This window comes from Pseudomonas sp. B3(2017) (genome assembly GCF_002113595.1).
Taxonomy (GTDB): Bacteria; Pseudomonadota; Gammaproteobacteria; order Pseudomonadales; family Pseudomonadaceae; genus Aquipseudomonas; species Aquipseudomonas ekonensis.
On record NZ_NEIU01000004.1, the window covers coordinates 350,996 to 370,492 of the forward strand.

Annotated in this window: 14 protein-coding genes; 5 read left to right on the plus strand and 9 right to left on the minus strand. The window is 65.4% G+C overall.

Annotation, left to right across the window (positions count from 1 at the left end):
* The first annotated feature begins 629 nt into the window (after nucleotides 1–629).
* Complete coding sequence (locus CAG33_RS08575; protein WP_085637777.1) at nucleotides 630–1,589, plus strand: nucleoside-specific channel-forming protein Tsx; 960 nt, start codon at nucleotides 630–632, stop codon at nucleotides 1,587–1,589.
* A 15-nt stretch (nucleotides 1,590–1,604) separates the two neighbouring features.
* Entirely contained in the window at nucleotides 1,605–2,642 is a 1,038-nt protein-coding gene (locus tag CAG33_RS08580) for a purine nucleoside permease (protein ID WP_085579559.1), read from the plus strand.
* Between the two features lie 63 nt (nucleotides 2,643–2,705).
* On the opposite strand, the gene asd is transcribed toward CAG33_RS08580, so the two are convergent.
* From asd to leuC, 5 genes are all read right to left on the minus strand, one after another.
* Nucleotides 2,706–3,818, minus strand: a complete 1,113-nt coding sequence (asd, locus tag CAG33_RS08585) for an aspartate-semialdehyde dehydrogenase (protein WP_085579557.1) — start codon at nucleotides 3,816–3,818, stop codon at nucleotides 2,706–2,708.
* A gap of 66 nt (nucleotides 3,819–3,884) precedes the next feature.
* Nucleotides 3,885–4,967 (minus strand): 3-isopropylmalate dehydrogenase, encoded by a 1,083-nt coding sequence (gene leuB, locus CAG33_RS08590; protein ID WP_085579555.1) that lies wholly within the window; start codon nucleotides 4,965–4,967, stop codon nucleotides 3,885–3,887.
* A gap of 57 nt (nucleotides 4,968–5,024) precedes the next feature.
* Nucleotides 5,025–5,792: a class I SAM-dependent methyltransferase gene (locus CAG33_RS08595; RefSeq protein ID WP_085637780.1), complete on the minus strand. Its 768-nt coding sequence runs from the start codon at nucleotides 5,790–5,792 to the stop codon at nucleotides 5,025–5,027.
* Nucleotides 5,793–6,099: 307 nt separating this feature from the next.
* Nucleotides 6,100–6,744, minus strand: coding sequence for a 3-isopropylmalate dehydratase small subunit (gene leuD / locus CAG33_RS08600; RefSeq protein WP_085579551.1), 645 nt, complete (start codon nucleotides 6,742–6,744; stop codon nucleotides 6,100–6,102).
* A gap of 2 nt (nucleotides 6,745–6,746) precedes the next feature.
* Nucleotides 6,747–8,177, minus strand: coding sequence for a 3-isopropylmalate dehydratase large subunit (gene leuC, locus CAG33_RS08605; RefSeq protein ID WP_085579549.1), 1,431 nt, complete (start codon nucleotides 8,175–8,177; stop codon nucleotides 6,747–6,749).
* A 141-nt stretch (nucleotides 8,178–8,318) separates the two neighbouring features.
* Here leuC and CAG33_RS08610 point away from each other — a divergent pair, with 141 nt between their 5' ends.
* The 3 genes from CAG33_RS08610 (at nucleotide 8,319) to CAG33_RS08620 (ending at nucleotide 14,359) form a co-directional block, all read left to right on the plus strand.
* Nucleotides 8,319–9,209 (plus strand): LysR family transcriptional regulator, encoded by an 891-nt coding sequence (locus tag CAG33_RS08610; protein WP_085579547.1) that lies wholly within the window; start codon nucleotides 8,319–8,321, stop codon nucleotides 9,207–9,209.
* A gap of 69 nt (nucleotides 9,210–9,278) precedes the next feature.
* On the plus strand, nucleotides 9,279–12,557 hold the full coding sequence (locus CAG33_RS08615) for a PAS domain S-box protein (RefSeq protein ID WP_085637783.1): 3,279 nt from the start codon (nucleotides 9,279–9,281) through the stop codon (nucleotides 12,555–12,557).
* A 110-nt stretch (nucleotides 12,558–12,667) separates the two neighbouring features.
* Entirely contained in the window at nucleotides 12,668–14,359 is a 1,692-nt protein-coding gene (locus CAG33_RS08620; RefSeq protein WP_085637786.1) for a molecular chaperone HscC, read from the plus strand.
* Here the strand turns inward: CAG33_RS08620 and CAG33_RS08625 are convergent.
* The 4 genes from CAG33_RS08625 to CAG33_RS08640 all read right to left on the minus strand — a co-directional run bounded on the left by CAG33_RS08625 (nucleotide 14,344) and on the right by CAG33_RS08640 (nucleotide 19,456).
* Nucleotides 14,344–17,052 carry a DUF805 domain-containing protein gene (locus CAG33_RS08625; protein WP_085637789.1) on the minus strand — a complete coding sequence of 903 codons (2,709 nt, stop codon included), beginning with the start codon at nucleotides 17,050–17,052 and terminating at the stop codon, nucleotides 14,344–14,346. The two genes, CAG33_RS08620 and CAG33_RS08625, sit on opposite strands and share 16 nt — an antisense overlap.
* Nucleotides 17,049–17,744: a DUF1266 domain-containing protein gene (locus CAG33_RS08630; RefSeq protein ID WP_085579539.1), complete on the minus strand. Its 696-nt coding sequence runs from the start codon at nucleotides 17,742–17,744 to the stop codon at nucleotides 17,049–17,051. Before CAG33_RS08630 ends, CAG33_RS08625 begins: the two co-directional genes overlap by 4 nt.
* Before the next feature lie 186 nt (nucleotides 17,745–17,930).
* Entirely contained in the window at nucleotides 17,931–18,377 is a 447-nt protein-coding gene (locus tag CAG33_RS08635; RefSeq protein WP_085579537.1) for an Hsp20 family protein, read from the minus strand.
* A gap of 119 nt (nucleotides 18,378–18,496) precedes the next feature.
* Nucleotides 18,497–19,456, minus strand: a complete 960-nt coding sequence (locus tag CAG33_RS08640; RefSeq protein ID WP_085637792.1) for a tRNA-dihydrouridine synthase — start codon at nucleotides 19,454–19,456, stop codon at nucleotides 18,497–18,499.
* Nucleotides 19,457–19,497: the final 41 nt, after the last annotated feature.

Below are 19,497 nucleotides of genomic sequence, written 5' to 3' on the forward strand. Positions count from 1 at the left end.
TCCGCACGCGAATCAAGACTGCGACGGTCATCACAAAACCGTGACATTCCCGACACACGCTAGTTGATGCCCCGCGATGGGGCATTCTTCAAATGGTGTTAATACTTTGGCGCTAGATGCTTTTGAAATATGGATCCAGATCCACGGCCTGCGCGGGGTTCGGGCCTTTTTTGGGGAGCCTGCCTGGTGGCGATGGCGGTATGTCAGGCAACAGAGATGTCGGCCGTCCCGGCCTCATCGCTGGCAAGCCGGCTCCCACAGGTTTTTTGTGGTGGGCACAGACCCTGCCAGCACCCCGGAGACCTGTGGGAGCCAGCCTGCTGGCGATGGCGGCCTGTCAGGCAACAGAGATGTCGGCCGTCCCGGCCCTATCGCTGGCAAGCCAGCTCCCACAAGGTTTGTGGTGAACGTAGATCCTGCAAACACCCAGGATACCTGTGGGAGCTGGCTTGCCAGCGATCGCGGTGGATCAGGCACCGGCGATGCCGGGTTGGGATGCCAGATCTGCGGGCTCTTTGAAAACTGGTACGGCTTGTGCAAACGTTTGCGGGCCGTTTATCCCGGCCATTTCGACCCAGAACCGTACAAGCCCGGAATTCCGGGCCTGGATCCGCAAAAAAGGACTTTGAATGCACGTTCCCTCCTGCCGCCCTGCCCGCGGCGCGCGCACGTTTGCCGTTTCCCTGCTACTGGCCGGCGTTACCGGACTTCTCAGCGACAGCCTTCTGGCGCAGCCTGCGCAGGGCGAAGAGTCGGCCCAGGGCGAAACCCTCAGCCCCGAAGCCAGCCCGCCGAAAAAAGGCGCCTACCTGTCGGACTGGTACAACCAGAACCTGACCCTGATCGGCAGCAAGGACATCAGCTTCGGCCCTCGTCCGGCCGACGACATCTACCTGGAATACGAGTACTTCGGCCGCAAGGGCCCGTTCGAGCTGTACGGCTACATCGACATCCCGAAGATCTTCAACATCGGCAACAGCCACGACAAAGGCGTGTGGGACCACGGCTCGCCGGTGTTCATGGAGCACGAACCGCGCATCTCCATCGACTATCTGGCCGGCCGCAGCCTGGCCATCGGCCCGTTCAAGGAGTGGTACGTGGCCTTCGACTGGATCTACGACCACGGCAGCAACAGCGCCAACCGCGCCAACACGCTCTACAGCGGCCTGGGCACCGACATCGACACCCATTCGCGGGTCAACCTGTCGGCCAACCTGTACGGCCGCTACCAGTGGGAGAACTACGGCGCCAGCAACGAGTACTCGTGGGACGGCTACCGTGCGCAGCTCAAGTACATCGTGCCCATCGACCGCTTCAGCAACGGCGCGTCGCTGACCTACATCGGCTTCACTAACTTCGACTTCGGCTCGGACCTGCACAAGGACAACCCCGCCCGCACCGCCAACGCCACGGTGGCGACCAACGTGCTGCTGTACTCGTTCACCCACCTGCGCTTCACCCTGGTGGGCCGTTACTTCCACAACGGCGGCAACTGGGAGGACGGCAGCGAGCTGAACTTCGGCAACGGCGACTTCCGTGCACGCTCAAACGGCTGGGGCTACTACGCCGGCATCGGTTACCAGTTCTGATCACAGGAGGCTTTCATGAAGGCAATGACGCGTGTTTCCCTGGCCGCTGCGGCCCTGCTCTCTTCCACCGCCTGGGCGGCGACTGCGCCTGCCCAGCCCGAGCCGCTGCGGCCCAAGGTGGTGCTGATCACCATGTTCGCCCCCGAGGCGCAGCACTGGATCGACCGCCTGCACCTGACCCAGGAAGTCCGCGTGCCGGGGCTGTCGGCCGAGTACCCGACGGTGCGCTGCAATGCCCGGCAGGTGTGCCTGATGGTCACCGGCATGGGCCAGACCAACGCCGCCGCCTCGACCCTGGCCTTGGCGCTGTCGCCGCAGTTCGACCTGCGCAAGAGCTACTTCCTGATCGCCGGGATCGCCGGCATCAGCCCCAAGCACGGCACCCTCGGCACCGCCGCGTGGGCGCACTACCTGGTGGAGTTCGGCACCCAGTGGGAGCTGGACGCCCGTGACGCGCCCAAGGACTGGCCGACCGGCTACCTGGGCATCAACACCCGCGGCCCGAACGAAAAGCCGCCGCTGGACTACAAGACCGAAGTGTTCGAGCTCAACCCGAGGCTCCAGGCCAAGGCCTTTGCCCTGAGCCGCCACGTCGCGCTCAGCGAAAGCAAAGAGTCGGCGGCCTGGCGCCTGAAGTACCCGCAGGCCCCGGCCAACCAGCCGCCGACGGTGACGCAATGCGACACGCTGGCGGGCAACACGTGGTTCTCCGGCACTCGCCTGAGCGAGCGGGCCGAGGTCTGGACGCGGTTGCTGACCGACGGCAAGGGCGAATACTGCACCACCCAGCAGGAGGACAACTCCACCTACGAGGCCCTGCTGCGCGCCAGCCGCGAAGGCCGGGTGGACGTGCAGCGCCTGGCGGTGGTGCGGGCCGGCTCGGACTTCGACCGCCCCGCCCCGGGCGGCAGCGAAGTGGACAACCTGCTCAAGTACGCCGATCAGGGCGGTTTCGCGCCGGCTCTGGAAAACCTCTACCGCACGGGCAATCCGTTGGTGCAGGACATCCTCGAACACTGGCCGGTGTGGGAAAAGGGCGTGCCGGACGCTTGATCGCCGAGCAAGAAAAAACCCGCACCTTTGGCAAGGTGCGGGTTCGTTCGTTTCAGCGTCGGATCAACGCTCCAGCAGGATCCGCAGCATGCGGCGCAGCGGCTCGGCCGCGCCCCACAGCAGTTGGTCGCCGACGGTGAACGCGCCGACGAACTGCGAACCCATGTTCAGCTTGCGCAGACGGCCGACCGGGATGTTCAGGGTGCCGGTGACCTTGGTCGGGCTCAGCTCCTGCATGCTGATGTCGCGGTTGTTCGGCACCAGCTTGACCCAAGGGTTGTGCTGGCTGATCAGCCCTTCGATGTCGGCGATCGGCACGTCCTTGTTCAGCTTGATGGTCAGCGCCTGGCTGTGGCAGCGCATGGCGCCGATGCGCACGCAGATGCCGTCGACCGGGATCGGGCTCTTGAAGCGGCCCAGGATCTTGTTGGTCTCGGCCTGGGCCTTCCACTCTTCGCGGCTCTGGCCGTTCGGCAGTTCCTTGTCGATCCAAGGGATCAGGCTGCCGGCCAGCGGCACGCCGAAGTTCTCGGTCGGGTAGGCTTCGCTGCGCATGGTTTCGGCCACGCGGCGGTCGATGTCCAGGATCGCGCTGGCCGGGTCGGCCAGTTGGTCGGCCACGGCGGCGTGGGTCGCGCCCATCTGCTTGATCAGCTCACGCATGTTCTGCGCGCCGGCGCCGGACGCCGCCTGATAGGTCATGGCGCTCATCCACTCCACCAGGCCGGCCTCGAACAGGCCGCCCAGGCCCATCAGCATCAGGCTGACGGTGCAGTTGCCGCCGATGTAGTTCTTGGTGCCCGCGTCGAGCTGCTGGTCGATGACCTTGCGGTTGACCGGGTCGAGGATGATCACCGCGTCGTCGTTCATCCGCAGGCTGGACGCCGCGTCGATCCAGTAGCCCTGCCAGCCGGCTTCGCGCAGCTTGGGGAAGACTTCGTTGGTGTAGTCGCCGCCCTGGCAGGTCAGGATCACGTCGAGGGTCTTGAGCTCTTCAATGCTGTAAGCGTCCTTGAGCGGAGCAATGTCCTTGCCCACGGACGGGCCTTGGCCACCGACATTGGAAGTGGTGAAAAACACCGGCTCGATAAGATCGAAATCCTGCTCTTCCAGCATCCGCTGCATGAGCACGGAACCGACCATGCCGCGCCAACCGATCAGACCTACACGTTTCATCGCAACTACACCTTCTTGAAAAGTGGGCCGCTGCTTCGCATTGAATTTCGCAGCGGGCCCGAGAGATTACAGATTCCGCAGCGCGGCGACTACTGCGTCACCCATTTCCTGCGTACCGACTTTAGTGCAACCGGTCGAAAAGATGTCGCCGGTGCGCAGGCCCTGGTCCAGGACCACGCTGACGGCCTTCTCGATCGCATCGGCCGCGTCCTGCAGATTGAAGCTGTAACGCAGCATCATCGACACCGACAGGATGGTCGCCAGCGGGTTGGCGATGCCCTTGCCCGCGATGTCCGGCGCCGAACCGTGGCAAGGCTCGTACATGCCCTTGTTGTTGGCGTCCAGCGAGGCCGACGGCAGCATGCCGATGGAGCCGGTGAGCATCGACGCTTCGTCGGACAGGATGTCGCCGAACATGTTGTCGGTGACGATCACGTCGAACTGCTTCGGTGCGCGCACCAGCTGCATGGCGGCGTTGTCGACGTACATGTGGCTCAGCTCGACGTCCGGGTAGTCCTTGGCCACCTGCTCGACCACTTCGCGCCACAGCTGGCTGGAGGCCAGGACGTTGGCCTTGTCCACCGAGCACAGTTTCTTGCCGCGCACGCGAGCCATGTCGAAGCCGACGCGGGCGATGCGGCGGATCTCGCTTTCGCTGTACGGCAGGGTGTCGTAGGACTGACGCTCGCCGTTCTCCAGTTCACGGGTGCCACGCGGAGCGCCGAAGTAGATGCCGCCGGTCAGCTCGCGGACGATCAGGATGTCCAGGCCGGCGACGATCTCAGGCTTCAGGCTCGACGCGTCGGCCAGTTGCGGGTAGAGGATCGCCGGGCGCAGGTTGCCGAACAGGCCCAGTTGCGCGCGGATCTTCAGCAGGCCGCGCTCAGGGCGGATGTCACGCTCGATGGTGTCCCACTTCGGGCCGCCCACGGCGCCCAGCAGCACCGCGTCGGCGGCACGGGCGCGCTCCAGGGTCTCGTCGGCCAGCGGCACGCCGTGCTTGTCGATGGCGGCGCCGCCGATCACGTCGTGGCTCAGCTCGAAGCCCAGGCCGTACTTGTCGTTGGCCAGTTCCAGCACCTTGACCGCCTCGGCCATGATTTCCGGACCGATGCCGTCACCCGGGAGAATCAGAATCTGCTTGCTCATGCTTTCCTCATGTCTTCAGTCGGTGCGCCGCTGACCGGCGCGCCCGGAAAAATGTATTCAGCGTTCGGCCATCAGCACCAGTACATCTGTACTGAACGAACCGTCGGCCTCAATCTCAAAATATTCGCGCACTTCGTCGCCCATCGAGCGCTGCAGCTCGCGGATCGCGGCGCGCATCACCTCAGGGGTGCGCATGCGCTCGACCCAGCTGTTGTATTCCAGACGCAGGCGCTGACGCGCGGTGCTACGGGTGTGCAGACCGGCCTCGCTGACCTGGCGCAGCCACTCGCCGGCCGAATAGTCGCGCACATGGCTGGTGTCGCGCAGCACTTCGACGCTTTGCAGGTACGTGTCGAACAGCGGACTGCCGGGCGACAGCACATCGATGAACGCCGCCACGCCACCGGGCTTGAGCACTCGCCGGACTTCGCGCAGGGCCAGCCCGAGGTCGCTCCAATGGTGCGCCGAATAGCGGCTGAACACGAAATCGAATTCGCCGTCGGCGAACGGCAGGCGCTCGGCGGCGCCGTTCACCGTGACGATGTTGCCCAGGCCCCGGTCGACGGCGGCGGCCGCGACCACGTCGAGCATCTGCTGCGACAGGTCGTAGGCCACCACTTCTTTGGCCAGGGCGGCGACATGAAAGCTCACATGGCCCGCGCCGCAGCCCAGATCCAGCACCCGCGCCCCGCCCTGCCCGGCCAGTTCGGCCTGCAGCAGCGCGAACTCGGCGCCTTGGGCGTGAACGGCGCTGCTCAGGTAAGCGGCGGCCTGTTCACCGAACTGCTTCTGTACGACCTGGGTGTGCTGGGCGAAGCGGGTCATGGTGGAGTTTCCTTTGATCTTGTTGTGCCTGTTACGGCCTCATCGCTGGCAAGCCAGCTCCCACAGGTTTAGCGGACACTGCCAACCACTGTGGGAGTTTCCCTTGATCTTGTTGTGCCTGTTCGGCCAGTTCCCACAGGTTGGGTGAACACCGCAAATCCCTGTGGGAGTTTCCCTTGATCTTGCTGTGCCTGTTCGGCCAGTTCCCACAGTTTTGCGGACACCGCAAATCACTGTGGGAGTTGCGGTGCGACGATTCGACTTGCCAGCGATGAGGCCGGCCCAGGCAACATGAATCCCGAATCAATTACGCGTCGCGGAACAACCACGGCTGGCTCTTGCGGTGCGCCGCTTCGAACGAGGCGATGGCGTCGCCGTCCTGCAGGGTCAGGCCGATGTCGTCCAGACCGTTGAGCAGGCAATGCTTGCGGAACGCGTCGATCTCGAAGCGGTGCACCTTGCCGTCCGGACGGGTCACGGTCTGCGCCTGCAGGTCGATCTTCAGCTGGTAGCCCGGTTCGGCCTCGACTTGCTTGAACAGCTCATCGACCTCTTCCTCGCTCAGGATGATCGGCAGCAAGCCGTTCTTGAAGCTGTTGTTGAAGAAGATGTCGGCGTAGCTCGGCGCGATGATGCTGCGGAAACCGTACTCGTCCAGCGCCCATGGCGCGTGCTCGCGGCTGGAGCCGCAGCCGAAGTTCTCCCGGGCCAACAGCACGCTGGCGCCCTGGTAGCGCTCGGCGTTGAGCACGAAGTCCTTGTTCAGCGGCCGCTTGGAGTTGTCCTGGTACGGCTGGCCCACGTCGAGGTAGCGCCATTCGTCGAACAGGTTCGGGCCGAAGCCGGTGCGCTTGATCGACTTGAGGAATTGCTTGGGGATGATCTGGTCGGTGTCGACGTTGGCACGGTCCAGCGGCGCGACGAGTCCCTGGTGTTGAGTGAAAGCCTTCATGGTTACTGTGCTCCCTGGATCAATTCACGAACGTCGATGAAACGACCGTTCACCGCCGCCGCAGCGGCCATGGCCGGGCTGACGAGGTGGGTGCGGCCACCGGCGCCCTGACGGCCTTCGAAGTTGCGGTTGGAGGTCGAAGCGCAGTGCTCGCCGGACTCCAGCCGGTCCGGGTTCATCGCCAGGCACATCGAGCAGCCCGGCTCGCGCCATTCGAAACCGGCCTCCAGGAAGATCTTGTCCAGGCCTTCGGCTTCGGCCTGGGCCTTCACCAGGCCCGAGCCCGGCACCACGATGGCCTGCTTGATGGTCGAGGCCACCTTGCGGCCCTTGGCGATCTCGGCCGCCGCGCGCAGGTCTTCGATCCGCGAGTTGGTGCAGGAACCGATGAACACGCGGTCGAGCTGGATGTCGGTGATCGCCTGGTTGGCGGTCAAGCCCATGTATTTCAAGGCGCGGACGATGGAGTCGCGCTTGACAGGATCCGCTTCCTTGGCCGGGTCCGGCACGTTCTGGTCAACGGCCAGCACCATTTCCGGCGATGTGCCCCAGCTGACCTGCGGCTTGATCTGCGCGGCGTCGAGCTCGACCACCGTGTCGAAACGGGCGTCGGCGTCGGACACCAGGTCCTTCCACGCCTCGACAGCCTGCTCCCACTGCGTGCCCTTGGGCGCGAACGGGCGGCCTTTGACGTATTCGACGGTCTTTTCGTCCGCTGCCACCAGGCCCACGCGGGCGCCGGCTTCGATGGACATGTTGCAGATGGTCATGCGGCCTTCGATGGACAGGTCGCGGATGGCGCTGCCGGCGAACTCGATGGCGTGGCCGTTGCCGCCGGCGGTGCCGATCTTGCCGATCACGGCCAGGACGATGTCCTTGGCGGTCACGCCGAACGGCAATCGGCCGTCGACGCGCACCAGCATGTTCTTCATTTTCTTGGCGACCAGGCACTGGGTGGCGAGCACATGCTCGACCTCGGAGGTGCCGATGCCGTGGGCCAGCGCGCCGAACGCGCCGTGGGTGGAGGTGTGGGAGTCGCCGCAGACCACGGTCATGCCCGGCAAGGTCGCGCCCTGCTCGGGGCTGATCACATGCACGATGCCCTGACGCACGTCATTCATCTTGAATTCGACGATGCCATATTCGTCGCAGTTGTCGTCGAGGGTCTGGACCTGCAGGCGCGAGACCTGGTCGGCGATGGCGGCGATGCCGCCCTTGCGCTCCGGCGTGGTCGGTACGTTGTGGTCCGGGGTCGCGATGTTGGCATCGATGCGCCACGGCTTGCGCCCGGCCAGACGCAGGCCTTCGAAGGCTTGCGGCGAGGTCACTTCATGGATGATGTGACGGTCGATGTAGATCAGCGCCGAACCATCGTCGCGCTGCTTGACCAAATGCGAATCCCAGAGCTTGTCGTAGAGCGTTTTGCCGGCCATCAGACGGTTTCCTCATCAGCTTGTTTCTATGCCCTGGGCTTATCGATAACCCTTTGGCTTGTGAGGCCGATCCTATGGCGTTAGATTGAATAACTCAAATTCATATTTTTTATGCTTTGAATAACCAACTGGAATACGAAAATGGACCTGGCCAACCTCAACGCCTTTATCGCGATCGCCGAGACCGGCAGCTTCTCCGGCGCCGGGGAACGCCTGCACCTGACGCAACCGGCGGTCAGCAAACGCATCGCCGGCCTTGAACAGCAATTGAAGGTGCGCCTGTTCGACCGGCTGGGCCGCGAAGTCGGCCTGACCGAGGCAGGCCGGGCCCTGCTGCCGCGGGCCTACCAGATCCTCAATGTGCTGGACGACACCCGCCGGGCCCTGACTAACCTGACCGGCGAGGTCGGCGGCCGCCTGACCCTGGCCACCAGTCACCACATCGGCCTGCACCGCCTGCCGCCGCTGCTGCGCGAATTCACCCGCCGCTACCCGCAGGTCGCGCTGGACATTCAGTTCCTGGATTCGGAAGTGGCCTACGAGGAAATCCTCCACGGCCGGGCCGAACTGGCAGTCATCACCCTGGCGCCGGAGCCCCACGCGCTGGTCAAGGCCACGCCGGTGTGGGACGACCCCCTGGATTTCGTGGTCGCCCCGGAGCATTCGCTGCTCGGCAACGGCGCCGTCAACCTGGCGGACATCGCCGGCCATCCGGCGGTGTTCCCCGGCGGCAACACCTTCACCCACCACATCGTGCAGAAGCTGTTCGAGGCCCAGGGCCTGACGCCGAACATCGCCATGAGCACCAACTACCTGGAAACCATCAAGATGATGGTCTCCATCGGCCTGGCGTGGAGCGTGCTGCCGCGCACCATGCTCGACGATCAGGTAGCGCGCATACCTTTGCCGGGCATACAGCTCAGTCGCCAGCTAGGCTATATCCTGCACACCGAACGGACGCTGTCGAACGCCGCGCGGGCCTTCATGGCCCTGCTGGATGCACAAATCGATCTGCCAGGGACTCACGGCTAACTTGTGCTACTCCTATAGAGCCGCCTTTCCCTGTGCCTAACGCCCAAATCAGCTCAAGGCCCGTCAACAATGCCGAAATCTGTCGACCGTATTCCGCCGATGCCACGCATTCAGGCCATTGACCCGCGGCGTTCCGAGCAGAGCTGGGAAAGCGCGCCGCAGCTGTTGGCGGCGCTCAACGGCGCGCGGCTGGGCGCCTGGTACTGGGACATCGAGCGCGGCAAGATCAGCTGGTCGCGCGGCACCCAGGCGCTGTTCGGCTTCGATCCGCGGCAACCGCTGCCCGAAGACCTGGAATACCTCGACCTGCTGCCGCCGGAAGACCGGGCCAAGACCGTCCGCGCCTTCCACGCCGTGATCGCCGGCGCGCCGCTGGAACAGGCCATGCACCACCGCATCCGCTGGCCCGACGGCAGCCTGCACTGGCTGGAGATCAACGGCAGCCTGCTGCCGGACAAGCACGGCCGGCCCCGAATGATCGGGGTGATCCGCGAAATCACCCACCAGCGCCAGCGGGAACAGGCCCTCACCAGTTCCGAGAAACGTTTCGCCACACTGTTTCACCTGTGCCCCAACATGGTGCTGCTGACCCGCCAGGAAGACGGCCTGATCAGCGAGGCCAACCAGTATTTCGAAAGCCTGTTCGGCTGGCCGGTGCAGGACGCCATCGGCCGCACCACCCTGGAGCTGGGCCTGTGGGTGCACCCGGAGCAGCGGGCGGAGCTGGTCAAGGCCACCAAGGCCAAGGGCGAGCTGGTCAGCCGCGAGGTGCAGTTCCGCGCCAGCAACGGCCAGATCCACGACGGCATCCTCAGCGCGCAGAAGGTCGAGCTCGAAGGTCAGCCGTACCTGCTCAGCACCTTCCTCGACACCACCGAACGCAAAGCCGCCGAGCACGCCCTCAAGGACAGCCAGGAACGCCTGGATCTGGCCCTGGACTCGGCGCAGCTGGGCACCTGGGACTGGGACATCCCCACCGGCATGCTCTACGGCTCCGCCCGGGCGGCGCAACTGCACGGCCTGGAGCCCAAGCCATTCCACGAATCGTTCGAGGAATTCTTCGAAGGCGTGCCCGGCGAAGAGCGCGACAGCATGCGCGACGCCTACCGCAGCCTGCGCGAAGGCCCGGCCGGCAATTACCAGCTGACCTACCGCGTGCAGTTGCCCGACGGCAGCTCCCGCTACCTGGAAAGCCGCGCCCGCCTCTACCGCGACGAAAACGGCGTGCCCCTGCGCATGGCCGGCACCCTGCTGGACATCACCGACCAGGTCGAACGGGAACAGCGCCTGGTGGCGTCCGAGGAGAAATTCGCCACGCTGTTCCAGGTCAGCCCCGACCCGATCTGCGTGACCCGCCAGGAAACCGGGGAATTCATCGAGATCAACTCCAGCTTCAGCCAGACCTTCGGCTGGAGCGCCGCCGACGTGATCGGCCGCACCGCCGAGGACATCGGCCTGTGGGACGCCTCGGCGAAAAGCCTGCAACGCATCGAGCGGGTGATCCGCGAGCAGGGCCTGAGCAACGTGGCGATCATCGTCCAGCACAAGGACGGCCAGTCCCTGACCTGCGTGATCTCCAGCCGCCAGATCAGCGTCGGCAACCAGCCCTGCATCGTCACCACCCTGCGCGACATCACCCAGCAGCAGCGCTCTGAAGCGGCGCTCAAGGCCAGCGAAGAGAAATTCGCCAAGGCGTTCCACTCCAGCCCCGACGCCATCACCATCAGCGAGCGCGACACCGGGCGCTACCTGGAGGTCAACGACGGCTTCTGCCGCCTCACCGGCTACCGCGCCGACGAAGTGATCGGCAAGACCATGTACCAGGTGGGCATCTGGGCCGAAGAGAAACAGCGCTCGGCCCTGTTGGCCGAACTGCAGATCAAGGGCCGCGTGCACCACCAGGAAATGCTCGGGCGCAACAAGCGCGGCGAACTGTTGACGGTGGAGGTCTCGGTGGAGCCGATCACCCTCAACGAAACCGCCTGCCTGCTGCTGACCGCCCGGGACGTCAGCCTGCTCAAGAACGCCGAGGCGCAGATCCGCCACCTGGCCTACCACGACCCGCTGACCAACCTGCCCAACCGCGCGCTGCTGATGGATCGCCTGAGCCAGCAGATCGCCCTGCTCAAGCGCCACAACCTGCGCGGCGCGCTGCTGTTCCTGGACCTTGACCACTTCAAGCACATCAACGATTCCCTCGGGCACCCGGTCGGCGACACGGTGCTCAAGATCATCACCGCACGCCTGGAGGCCAGCGTGCGCATGGAAGACACTGTCGCGCGCCTGGGCGGCGACGAGTTCGTGGTGCTGCTCAGCGGCCTGGAAGGCACGCGCAACGAAGTCAGCAGCCAGGTGCGGGAGCTGTCCGACACCATCCGCGAGCTGCTGTCGGAGCCCATGTTCCTCGACGGCCAGCGCCTGCAAGTGACGCCGAGCATCGGCGTGGCGCTGATCCCCGACCACGGCTCGACCCCGACCGACCTGCTCAAGCGTGCCGACATCGCGCTGTACCGGGCCAAGGACTCCGGCCGCAACACCACGCAGATGTACCACAACACCATGCAGAAGGCGGCCAGCGAGCGCCAGCGCATGGAAACCGACCTGCGCCTGGCGCTGTCGCGCAACGAATTCACCATGCACTACCAGCCGCAGATCGACGCCAAGGACAACCGCATCATCGGCGCCGAGGCCCTGGTGCGCTGGAACCACCCGGAGCTCGGCGCGCAGTCCCCCGCCGAATTCATCAAGGTGCTGGAGGACAGCGGGCTGATCCTTGAGGTCGGCACCTGGATCCTCGACGAGGCCTGCGACGCCTTCAAGCAACTGATCGCCGAAAACCTGATCGACCCGCTCAATTTCACCCTGTGCGTGAACATCAGCCCGCGCCAGTTCCGCCAGAACGACTTCGTCGAACGCATCGAACAGAGCATGACCGGCCACGGCCTGCCCTGCTCGCTGCTGAAGCTGGAGATCACCGAAGGCATCGTGATCCAAAACCTGGAAGACACCATCAGCAAGATGCGCCGCCTCAAGAAGCTCGGCGTGACCTTCGCCATGGACGACTTCGGCACCGGCTATTCGTCCCTGACCTACCTCAAGCGCCTGCCGGTGGACACGCTGAAGATCGACCAGTCGTTCATCCGCGACGCCACCAGCGACCCCAACGACGCCGAGATCATCCGCGCCATCGTCGCCATGGCCCGCAGCCTGGCGCTGGAGATCATCGCCGAGGGCGTCGAGACCCCGGAACAGCTGGAGTTCCTGCAAGGCTTGGGCTGCCACCTGTATCAGGGTTACCTGTACAGCCGGCCGTTGCCGCTGGAGGCGCTGAAGACGTTGCTCAAGTGAGGTTCGGGAGCGTTTTGTAACCGCCTGCGTCTGCGCCGGGCCGGCATTTGCCAGTGCCTGCCGCAACCTGTAGGGTCGCGGTCTTTCACCCGGCTCCAACGAGATCGATCATGCAGGATGCAACCCTCCCCCGCCCGGCCATGCTGGGCATTGACCTTGGCACCACCAACAGCCTCATCGCCGTCTGGCAGGACGGCCAGGCCCGGCTGATCCCCAATGCCCTGGGCGATGTGCTGACCCCGTCGGTGGTCAGCCTCGACGAGGACGACAGCGTCCTGGTGGGCAAGGCCGCCCGCGCCCGCCTGACCACCCATCCGCAGCGCACGGCGGCGGCCTTCAAGCGCTTCATGGGCAGCGAAAAGCGCCTCGAATTGGGCGACCGCTCGTTCAGCCCCGAGGAGCTCTCGGCCCTGGTGATCGGCGCGCTCAAGCAGGACGCCGAAGCCTGGCTCGGCCATCCCGTTGACGAAGCGGTGATTTCGGTGCCGGCGTACTTCAGCGACGAACAACGCAAACGCACGCTGTTTGCCGCCGAACTGGCCGGCCTGAAAGTGTCGCGGTTGATCAACGAACCCACCGCCGCCGCCATGGCCTACGGCCTGCATGAGCAGGCGTTCGAGCGCACGCTGATCTTCGACCTGGGCGGCGGCACGTTCGACGTGACGGTGCTGGAATACGCGCTGCCGCTGATCGAAGTCCACGCCTCCACCGGCGACAACTTCCTGGGCGGCGAAGACTTCACCGAAGCGTTGCGGCAGGCCTGCCTCAAGGACTGGCAGCTCACGCCGGCGCAGATCGACGCCCAGGCCATGGCCAGCCTCGGCGACGCCCTGGAACAGCTCAAGCGCAAACTCGCCGACGGCCCGCAGTCACTGAGCTGGCGCCATGGCGACACACCGTACGAATGGACGCTGGACGAAGCCGGCGCACTGAAAGTCTGGGAGCCGCTGCTGGCCCGCCTGCGCGCCCCCATCGAACAGGCCCTGCGCGACGCACGCCTCAAGCCCCGCGACCTCGACAGCCTGGTGCTGGTGGGCGGCGCGACGCGCATGCCGGCGGTGCAGCAGATGGTGGCGACGCTGTTCGGCCGCCTGCCCCACCGCCACCTGGACCCGGACACCATCGTCGCCCTGGGCGCCGCCACGCAGGCGGCCTGCAAGGCCCGCGACGGCGCCATCGAAGAGCTGATCCTGACCGACGTCTGCCCTTACACCCTGGGCATCTCCACCCGCCGCAGCGACGAAATCACCGGCGCCTTCGCGCCGATCATCGAGCGCAACACGGTGATCCCGACGTCCCGGGTGCAGAGGTTCCACACCACCCATGCGTATCAGAGCGCGATCCGCATCGAGGTGTACCAAGGGGAACGGCCATGGGTGCGCGACAACATTTTCATCGACACCTTCGATGTGGAACTGGCACCCAGCGAACAGAGCCAGGAACTGGATGTGCGCTTCAGCTACGACATCAACGGCCTGCTGGAAGTGGACGTGACCCTGCTCGCCACCGGCGAGCGCCACAGCCACAGCATCGACCGCAGCCCCACCGGGCTCGACGAACAGGCCAGACAGGCCAGCCATGAACGGTTGACCGCCCTCAAGACTCACCCCCGCGACACGCTGCCCAACCGGACGCTGCTGGCCCGCCTGGAGCGGGCCTGGGCGCAAAGCCTGGGGGACGAGCGCCAACGGATCGCCGATTGGCTGGACGCCTTCACCACCGTGCTCGCCGGCCAGCGACCGTCAGAGATCGCCAGCCAGTGCAACCGGCTCAACCAAGCGCTGGATCAGTTGTGCCTCTGACCGCCCAGCTGCCGTAACGCGGCCTGCAGACCGCCGGCCAGTGCGTCGTCACCCGCGCTGTCCGGCGCAACGCCGTAACGGTTGGGCAACTTGTCGCCGGGGAAGGCAAACAGGATCAGCGGCAGAAACGGAAAGAACGGCGACAGGCAGGCGAGCACCAGCAATGTCGGAATGCCACGCCCGATGTCGTGCAGGCGCCGGAGCACGGCGCCGACCAGAAAGGCCAGGCCCAGCAGCGACACGGCGATCCCGGTCAGCGCCACACCGCTGAACAGCGCGGCCAACGGCGTGACCAGCAGCGTACCGATCACCTGCCCGATGAACGCCCCACGCCCCAACCGGGTACCCAACCGCCAGAAGGCGCCGGCGGGCACCGGACGGCTGTCGGCCTTGGCCAGCAGCAGGCATTCGCACCGGGACAGCAACGCACTGAAGGCAAACCGCAGGCCGAGCCCGAGCGCCGGGTTGTCCTTGGCCTGTTGCAGGCGCAGCAGGGTTTTCTGGCGCGGCACGCCCGCGCCGCCGTATCGCACCAATCCCTTGAGCGCATCGAGCGCCAGATAGAACGCGTCGCTGGCGACCCCTTCGTCTTCCAGCGCCTGACGTGGCGGACGCGGCGGCTCGCCCTTGATCAGGCCGTGGCGGAATTCGTCGAACCAGTCCTGGGGGTTCACCACTTCGGTGATCCTGTCGAGCAGGAACCGGCGCTGCTGCGCATCGAACAACGGGTCGTGGTACAGCACGGCGGTGAGCAGCATGCGCCCGAGCAAGTCATCGTCGAAAGCATGGATGTCACTGCGCAGGCATTCGAGCAAACGGTCGTTGCCCAGCAACCGGGGGCTGCCCAGCGCCTGCCGGACACCCAGCAACCGCCGGGCGAGCGCGGCGTGCACCGGATCCGACGGCTGCAGCCAGGCGAACAGCGCGCTCAGGTCGCCGTGCTCGCGCTTCAGGCGGCTCAGCAACGGCTGCACCCGGCTGACCGGGTGGGCGGGGTCGAACGCCAGGCGGTCCAGGCACGGCGCATCGACCATGCCCAGCCATCGCTCCGGCTGCTCCAGCAGCGCCAACAGGAACGCCGTTTGGGCGTGCCACTGCCACACGGCCTCGCCCTGCCCCGACGCCGGCAACAGGACATCGCTCTCGCTCAGTTCCAGCAACAGGCTCAAGGTCGACAGATCGCTGTCGGCCTTCGGGTCATTGAACTTGAACGCCTGGGCGATGCGCTCCAGGCCGACGCGGCTGTACGGACGCCAACGCCGCAGCCACACCCGGCAGATCTTGTGCGCTTCGCCTTTTTCGAGCGCGGCCGGCAGCGGGCCGGGCGCCCCGCTCCCATCGACGAAGCGTTCCATCGCCAACGGCACGGGCGCCCGGGTCAGCCAGCGCACGTGCTGTTCGGCCTGATGCTGCAACCCGTTCAGCACCAGCCCTTCAAGGGCATCGATGGGTTCCGGTTCATCCAGCACCTGGCGCAGCAACGCAACGTCACCCCGGTGCAGCGCCCAGGCGTGCCGGTACAGGCGTTGCAGCCGGGCGTCGTCTTGATGGCCGAGCAACAGCGCCAGCAGCGGCCACTCATCGCCGCCCGTGCGCCAGTCGACGAAGCACTGGGCCAACCCTTGCAGCGGCAGCCGACCCGCGCCCATCCAGCGCGCCAGGGTTTCGGGGCGTTGGGACGGGCTGCCGTATTCCTGGCTGACGTGACCGAGGTCGGCCGACCATGCGCTGAAATCCCCCAGCCGGTCAAAGCCCTGGATCAACAGCGGCAAGACATCCGGCTGGCGCTTGGCGCACAGCGCCAGCAACTGGCTCTCCGCCTTGGGATGACGATGTTCCCGCCACAGCCGCACCCAATGGGGCAGCGCCTGATCGTCCTGCCCCAGCAGGGTGTGCTGGCAGGCGAGCAGATACAGCCCGTCCACGTCATCCGGCGCTGCGCGCCAGTGTTCGAGGCACATCTGCAGCAAATCCGCGCCGCCGATGCCCGCCTGGGTGAACTGCACCAGCAGGCGCCGGATGAACCCAGGGTCGTTGGGCAGCGGCAGGCAGGTGTGCTGACGGGCGAAATACTCGAACTCATGGAGCGGACGCTGGTTGAAAATGAAGTCGAGGGTGCGCGCGTACCAGAGGCTTTCGATCTGCGCGGGCGCCGACCAGGTGTCCATGACTGTGGTATCGAACGGCGCGGGATCGTCGAGCCGCACCAGGTAATCCTCGACGTCCCGGGCATGATCGAAGCCCAGCTCCAGCAAATGCCGATCCCAGGCCATGCGCCGGGCCAACAGCCCTGCGCCGGAGGCGGAGAACGGACCGTTTTCCCTCAGCTTGCGGAACAGGCCCCAACGCAGGTCGTCCAGTTCGCCCAGCGGCAACCGGTCCAGGCTTTGGACAAAGGCTTGCCAGGCATCGGCGTTGAAGCGTCGCGCCGGATCCTTGAGCAACCCGTCGAAGTCGATGAACACCTGCCGTACGAGTGACGAATCCGGCGTCGTGTCCGGTGTCGTGTCCTCGACATCTTCCGGCTCATCATCGCGGGCCAGCCGGATCGCGCTTTCGTAGGCCTGGCGCAGGGCCTGGAAACCCTCCGGATCGGTTTCCGGATGATGGGCCGGCAGGCGTGCCCGGTACGCATTGCGAATCAGCGTTTCATCGGTGGTGGGATCGATGCCCAAACGTATCCAGCAACTCATGACCAGTCGAATGCCTCAAGCGATGCCGGGCGTGGCGGCAAGTCCAGATCCAGGTGCCAGGGCAAATCCGCGAGGAAGACCGGCATGTTTTGCCCCAGGCCCTTGGCGATCAATGCGGTATTGGCGTTCTGCCCCTGCCGGTCCAGCTCGTGGGCCAGTTCATCGTCAGGGTTGTCGAGGCAGCCCCAGAACGAGCGCCCGACCATGAAACCGTTGAAATAGGCCAACCAGCTGCCGTAGTGAAACTGCGCCCGCACCGCCAGCCGACTGTGCAGCCAGAGGCTCTCGGCCTCGTCGATCCAGAGGTTGCGCACGCCGCAGCGCAGCAGGAAGCCCATGCGCCCGTAATCCCAGGACAGGATCCCGCCCGGCCCGCAACTGCCGAACGTGCGGCTGGCGAACTCGTGAAGAATGCGTTCACGGGGCTCAAGGGTGTCGAGCAGCGCCTGCCATTCGCTCGGCAGGCAACGTTGCCAGGCACGGTAGGCCGGGGCGAGATGCCGCGCATGGCCGCCGTCGGTCATGCCGTCGAGCATGTCCAGCAATTGTGCGCGGTCGTTGATCCTCCAACTGCGTTGCAGGTCGATGTATTGATCGTCGCAGAACGCGGGATCCGCGTACCCGGCACCGGGGTTGAGCGCCGCCATCGGCGCTGAAAGGGCGAACAGCCAGCGCTGTTGAATCTCGTCCATGAAAAGAGGCTCCAGACCGACCGTAAGGAATGGGGTCGGCAAAACTGCGCGGATTGTAGAGAAACCGCCGGGAGGCGGCAAAGCGTGCGCAGATCTTTCGTGCGCATGCAAAAAGGCCCCGACAGTGTCGGGGCCTTCATCGCACGGCTTATCGTCCGTCTGGACGAAAGTGTGTCAGCACATGAATCAGTGCTGCAGGGCCGGCTTCTGCGCGCCGTTGATCGGGATGCGCTTGGCTTTCGCCTCTTCCGGGATCACGCGCAGCAGGTCGATGCTCAGCAGACCGTTGCTCAGGCCGGCGGCCTTGATCTCGATGTGGTCGGCCAACCGGAACGACAGCTTGAACGCACGCTGGGCGATGCCCTGGTGCAGGAAGGTGACGCCTTCGTTGGCGTCACGCTTGCCGCCGCTGATGGTCAGCACGCCCTTCTCGACCTGCAGGTCCAGGTCTTCTTCCTGGAAGCCGGCGGCGGCCACGACGATGCGGTATTGGTCGTCACCGTGCTTTTCGACGTTGTAGGGCGGGTAGGTGCTGCCGGGCTCGTTGCGCAGGGCGGTTTCGAACAGGTCGTTGAAACGGTCGAAACCCACCGAGGAACGGAACAGCGGGGCAAGGGAAAATGCAGTACTCATGGTTCAAATCTCCTGAAAACAATCAGCAAGTTTTTTGACTCCGCGACCCGAATTCGGCATCGCGTAACCCTTAGATAGGGACCGCCGTTTGCATTTCAAGAGAACTTGCGAAGATTTTTTCAGGCCGCCTCGGCCACCGGCACACCCAGCAGGCGCGAGACCTGATCCACGTCGGTCTCGCGGCGCAGGACGGAAAACAGCTCCACCGCCTCGGGGTAATTGCGCGTGAGCATGGCCAGCCACTGCTTGAGCCGGCCCGGCGACTGGCGGGGCGTCATCTGCGCCTTGGCCTGCAGCCAGAAGTCCTGGATCAGCGGCATCAGCTCGGCCCAGGTCATCTCGACCACTTCTTCACCGGCCCGGGCGGCGGCGATCTGCTTGGCCAGGTCCGGGCGCGAGACCAGGCCGCGGCCGAGCATGATGTCTTCCACGCCGCTGATTTCGCGGCAACGGCGCCAGTCCTCGACGCTCCAGATGTCGCCGTTGGCGAACACCGGCACCTTGACCACGTCCTGCACGCGGGGGATCCATTCCCAGTGGGCCGGCGGCTTGTAGCCGTCGGTCTTGGTGCGGGCGTGGACGACGATGTGTTCGGCGCCGCCTTCGGCCAGCGCCGTGGCGCACACCAGCGAACCGTCCGGGCTGTCGAAGCCCAGGCGCATCTTGGCGGTGACCGGAATGTGCGCCGGCACCGCGCGGCGGACATGCTCGACGATCTGGTTGAGCAGTTCCGGCTCCTTGAGCAGCACCGCCCCGCCCCGGGACTTGTTGACGGTCTTGGCCGGGCAGCCGAAGTTGAGGTCGATCACCTCCGAGCCCAGCTCACAGGCCAGCGCGGCGTTTTCCGCCAGGCACACCGGGTCGGAACCCAGCAGTTGGACGCGCAGCGGCACACCGGCCGCGGTGCGCGCGCCGTTGAGCAGTTCAGGGCCGAACTTGTGGAAATAGGCCGGTGTGAGCAGTTGGTCGTTGACCCGGATGAACTCGGTCACGCACCAGTCGATACCGCCGACACGGGTCAACACATCGCGCAGGATGTCGTCGACCAACCCTTCCATCGGCGCCAGGGCAATTTGCATGGAAAAACACACTCAAGGAAAAACGTGCGGCAGTTTACTGG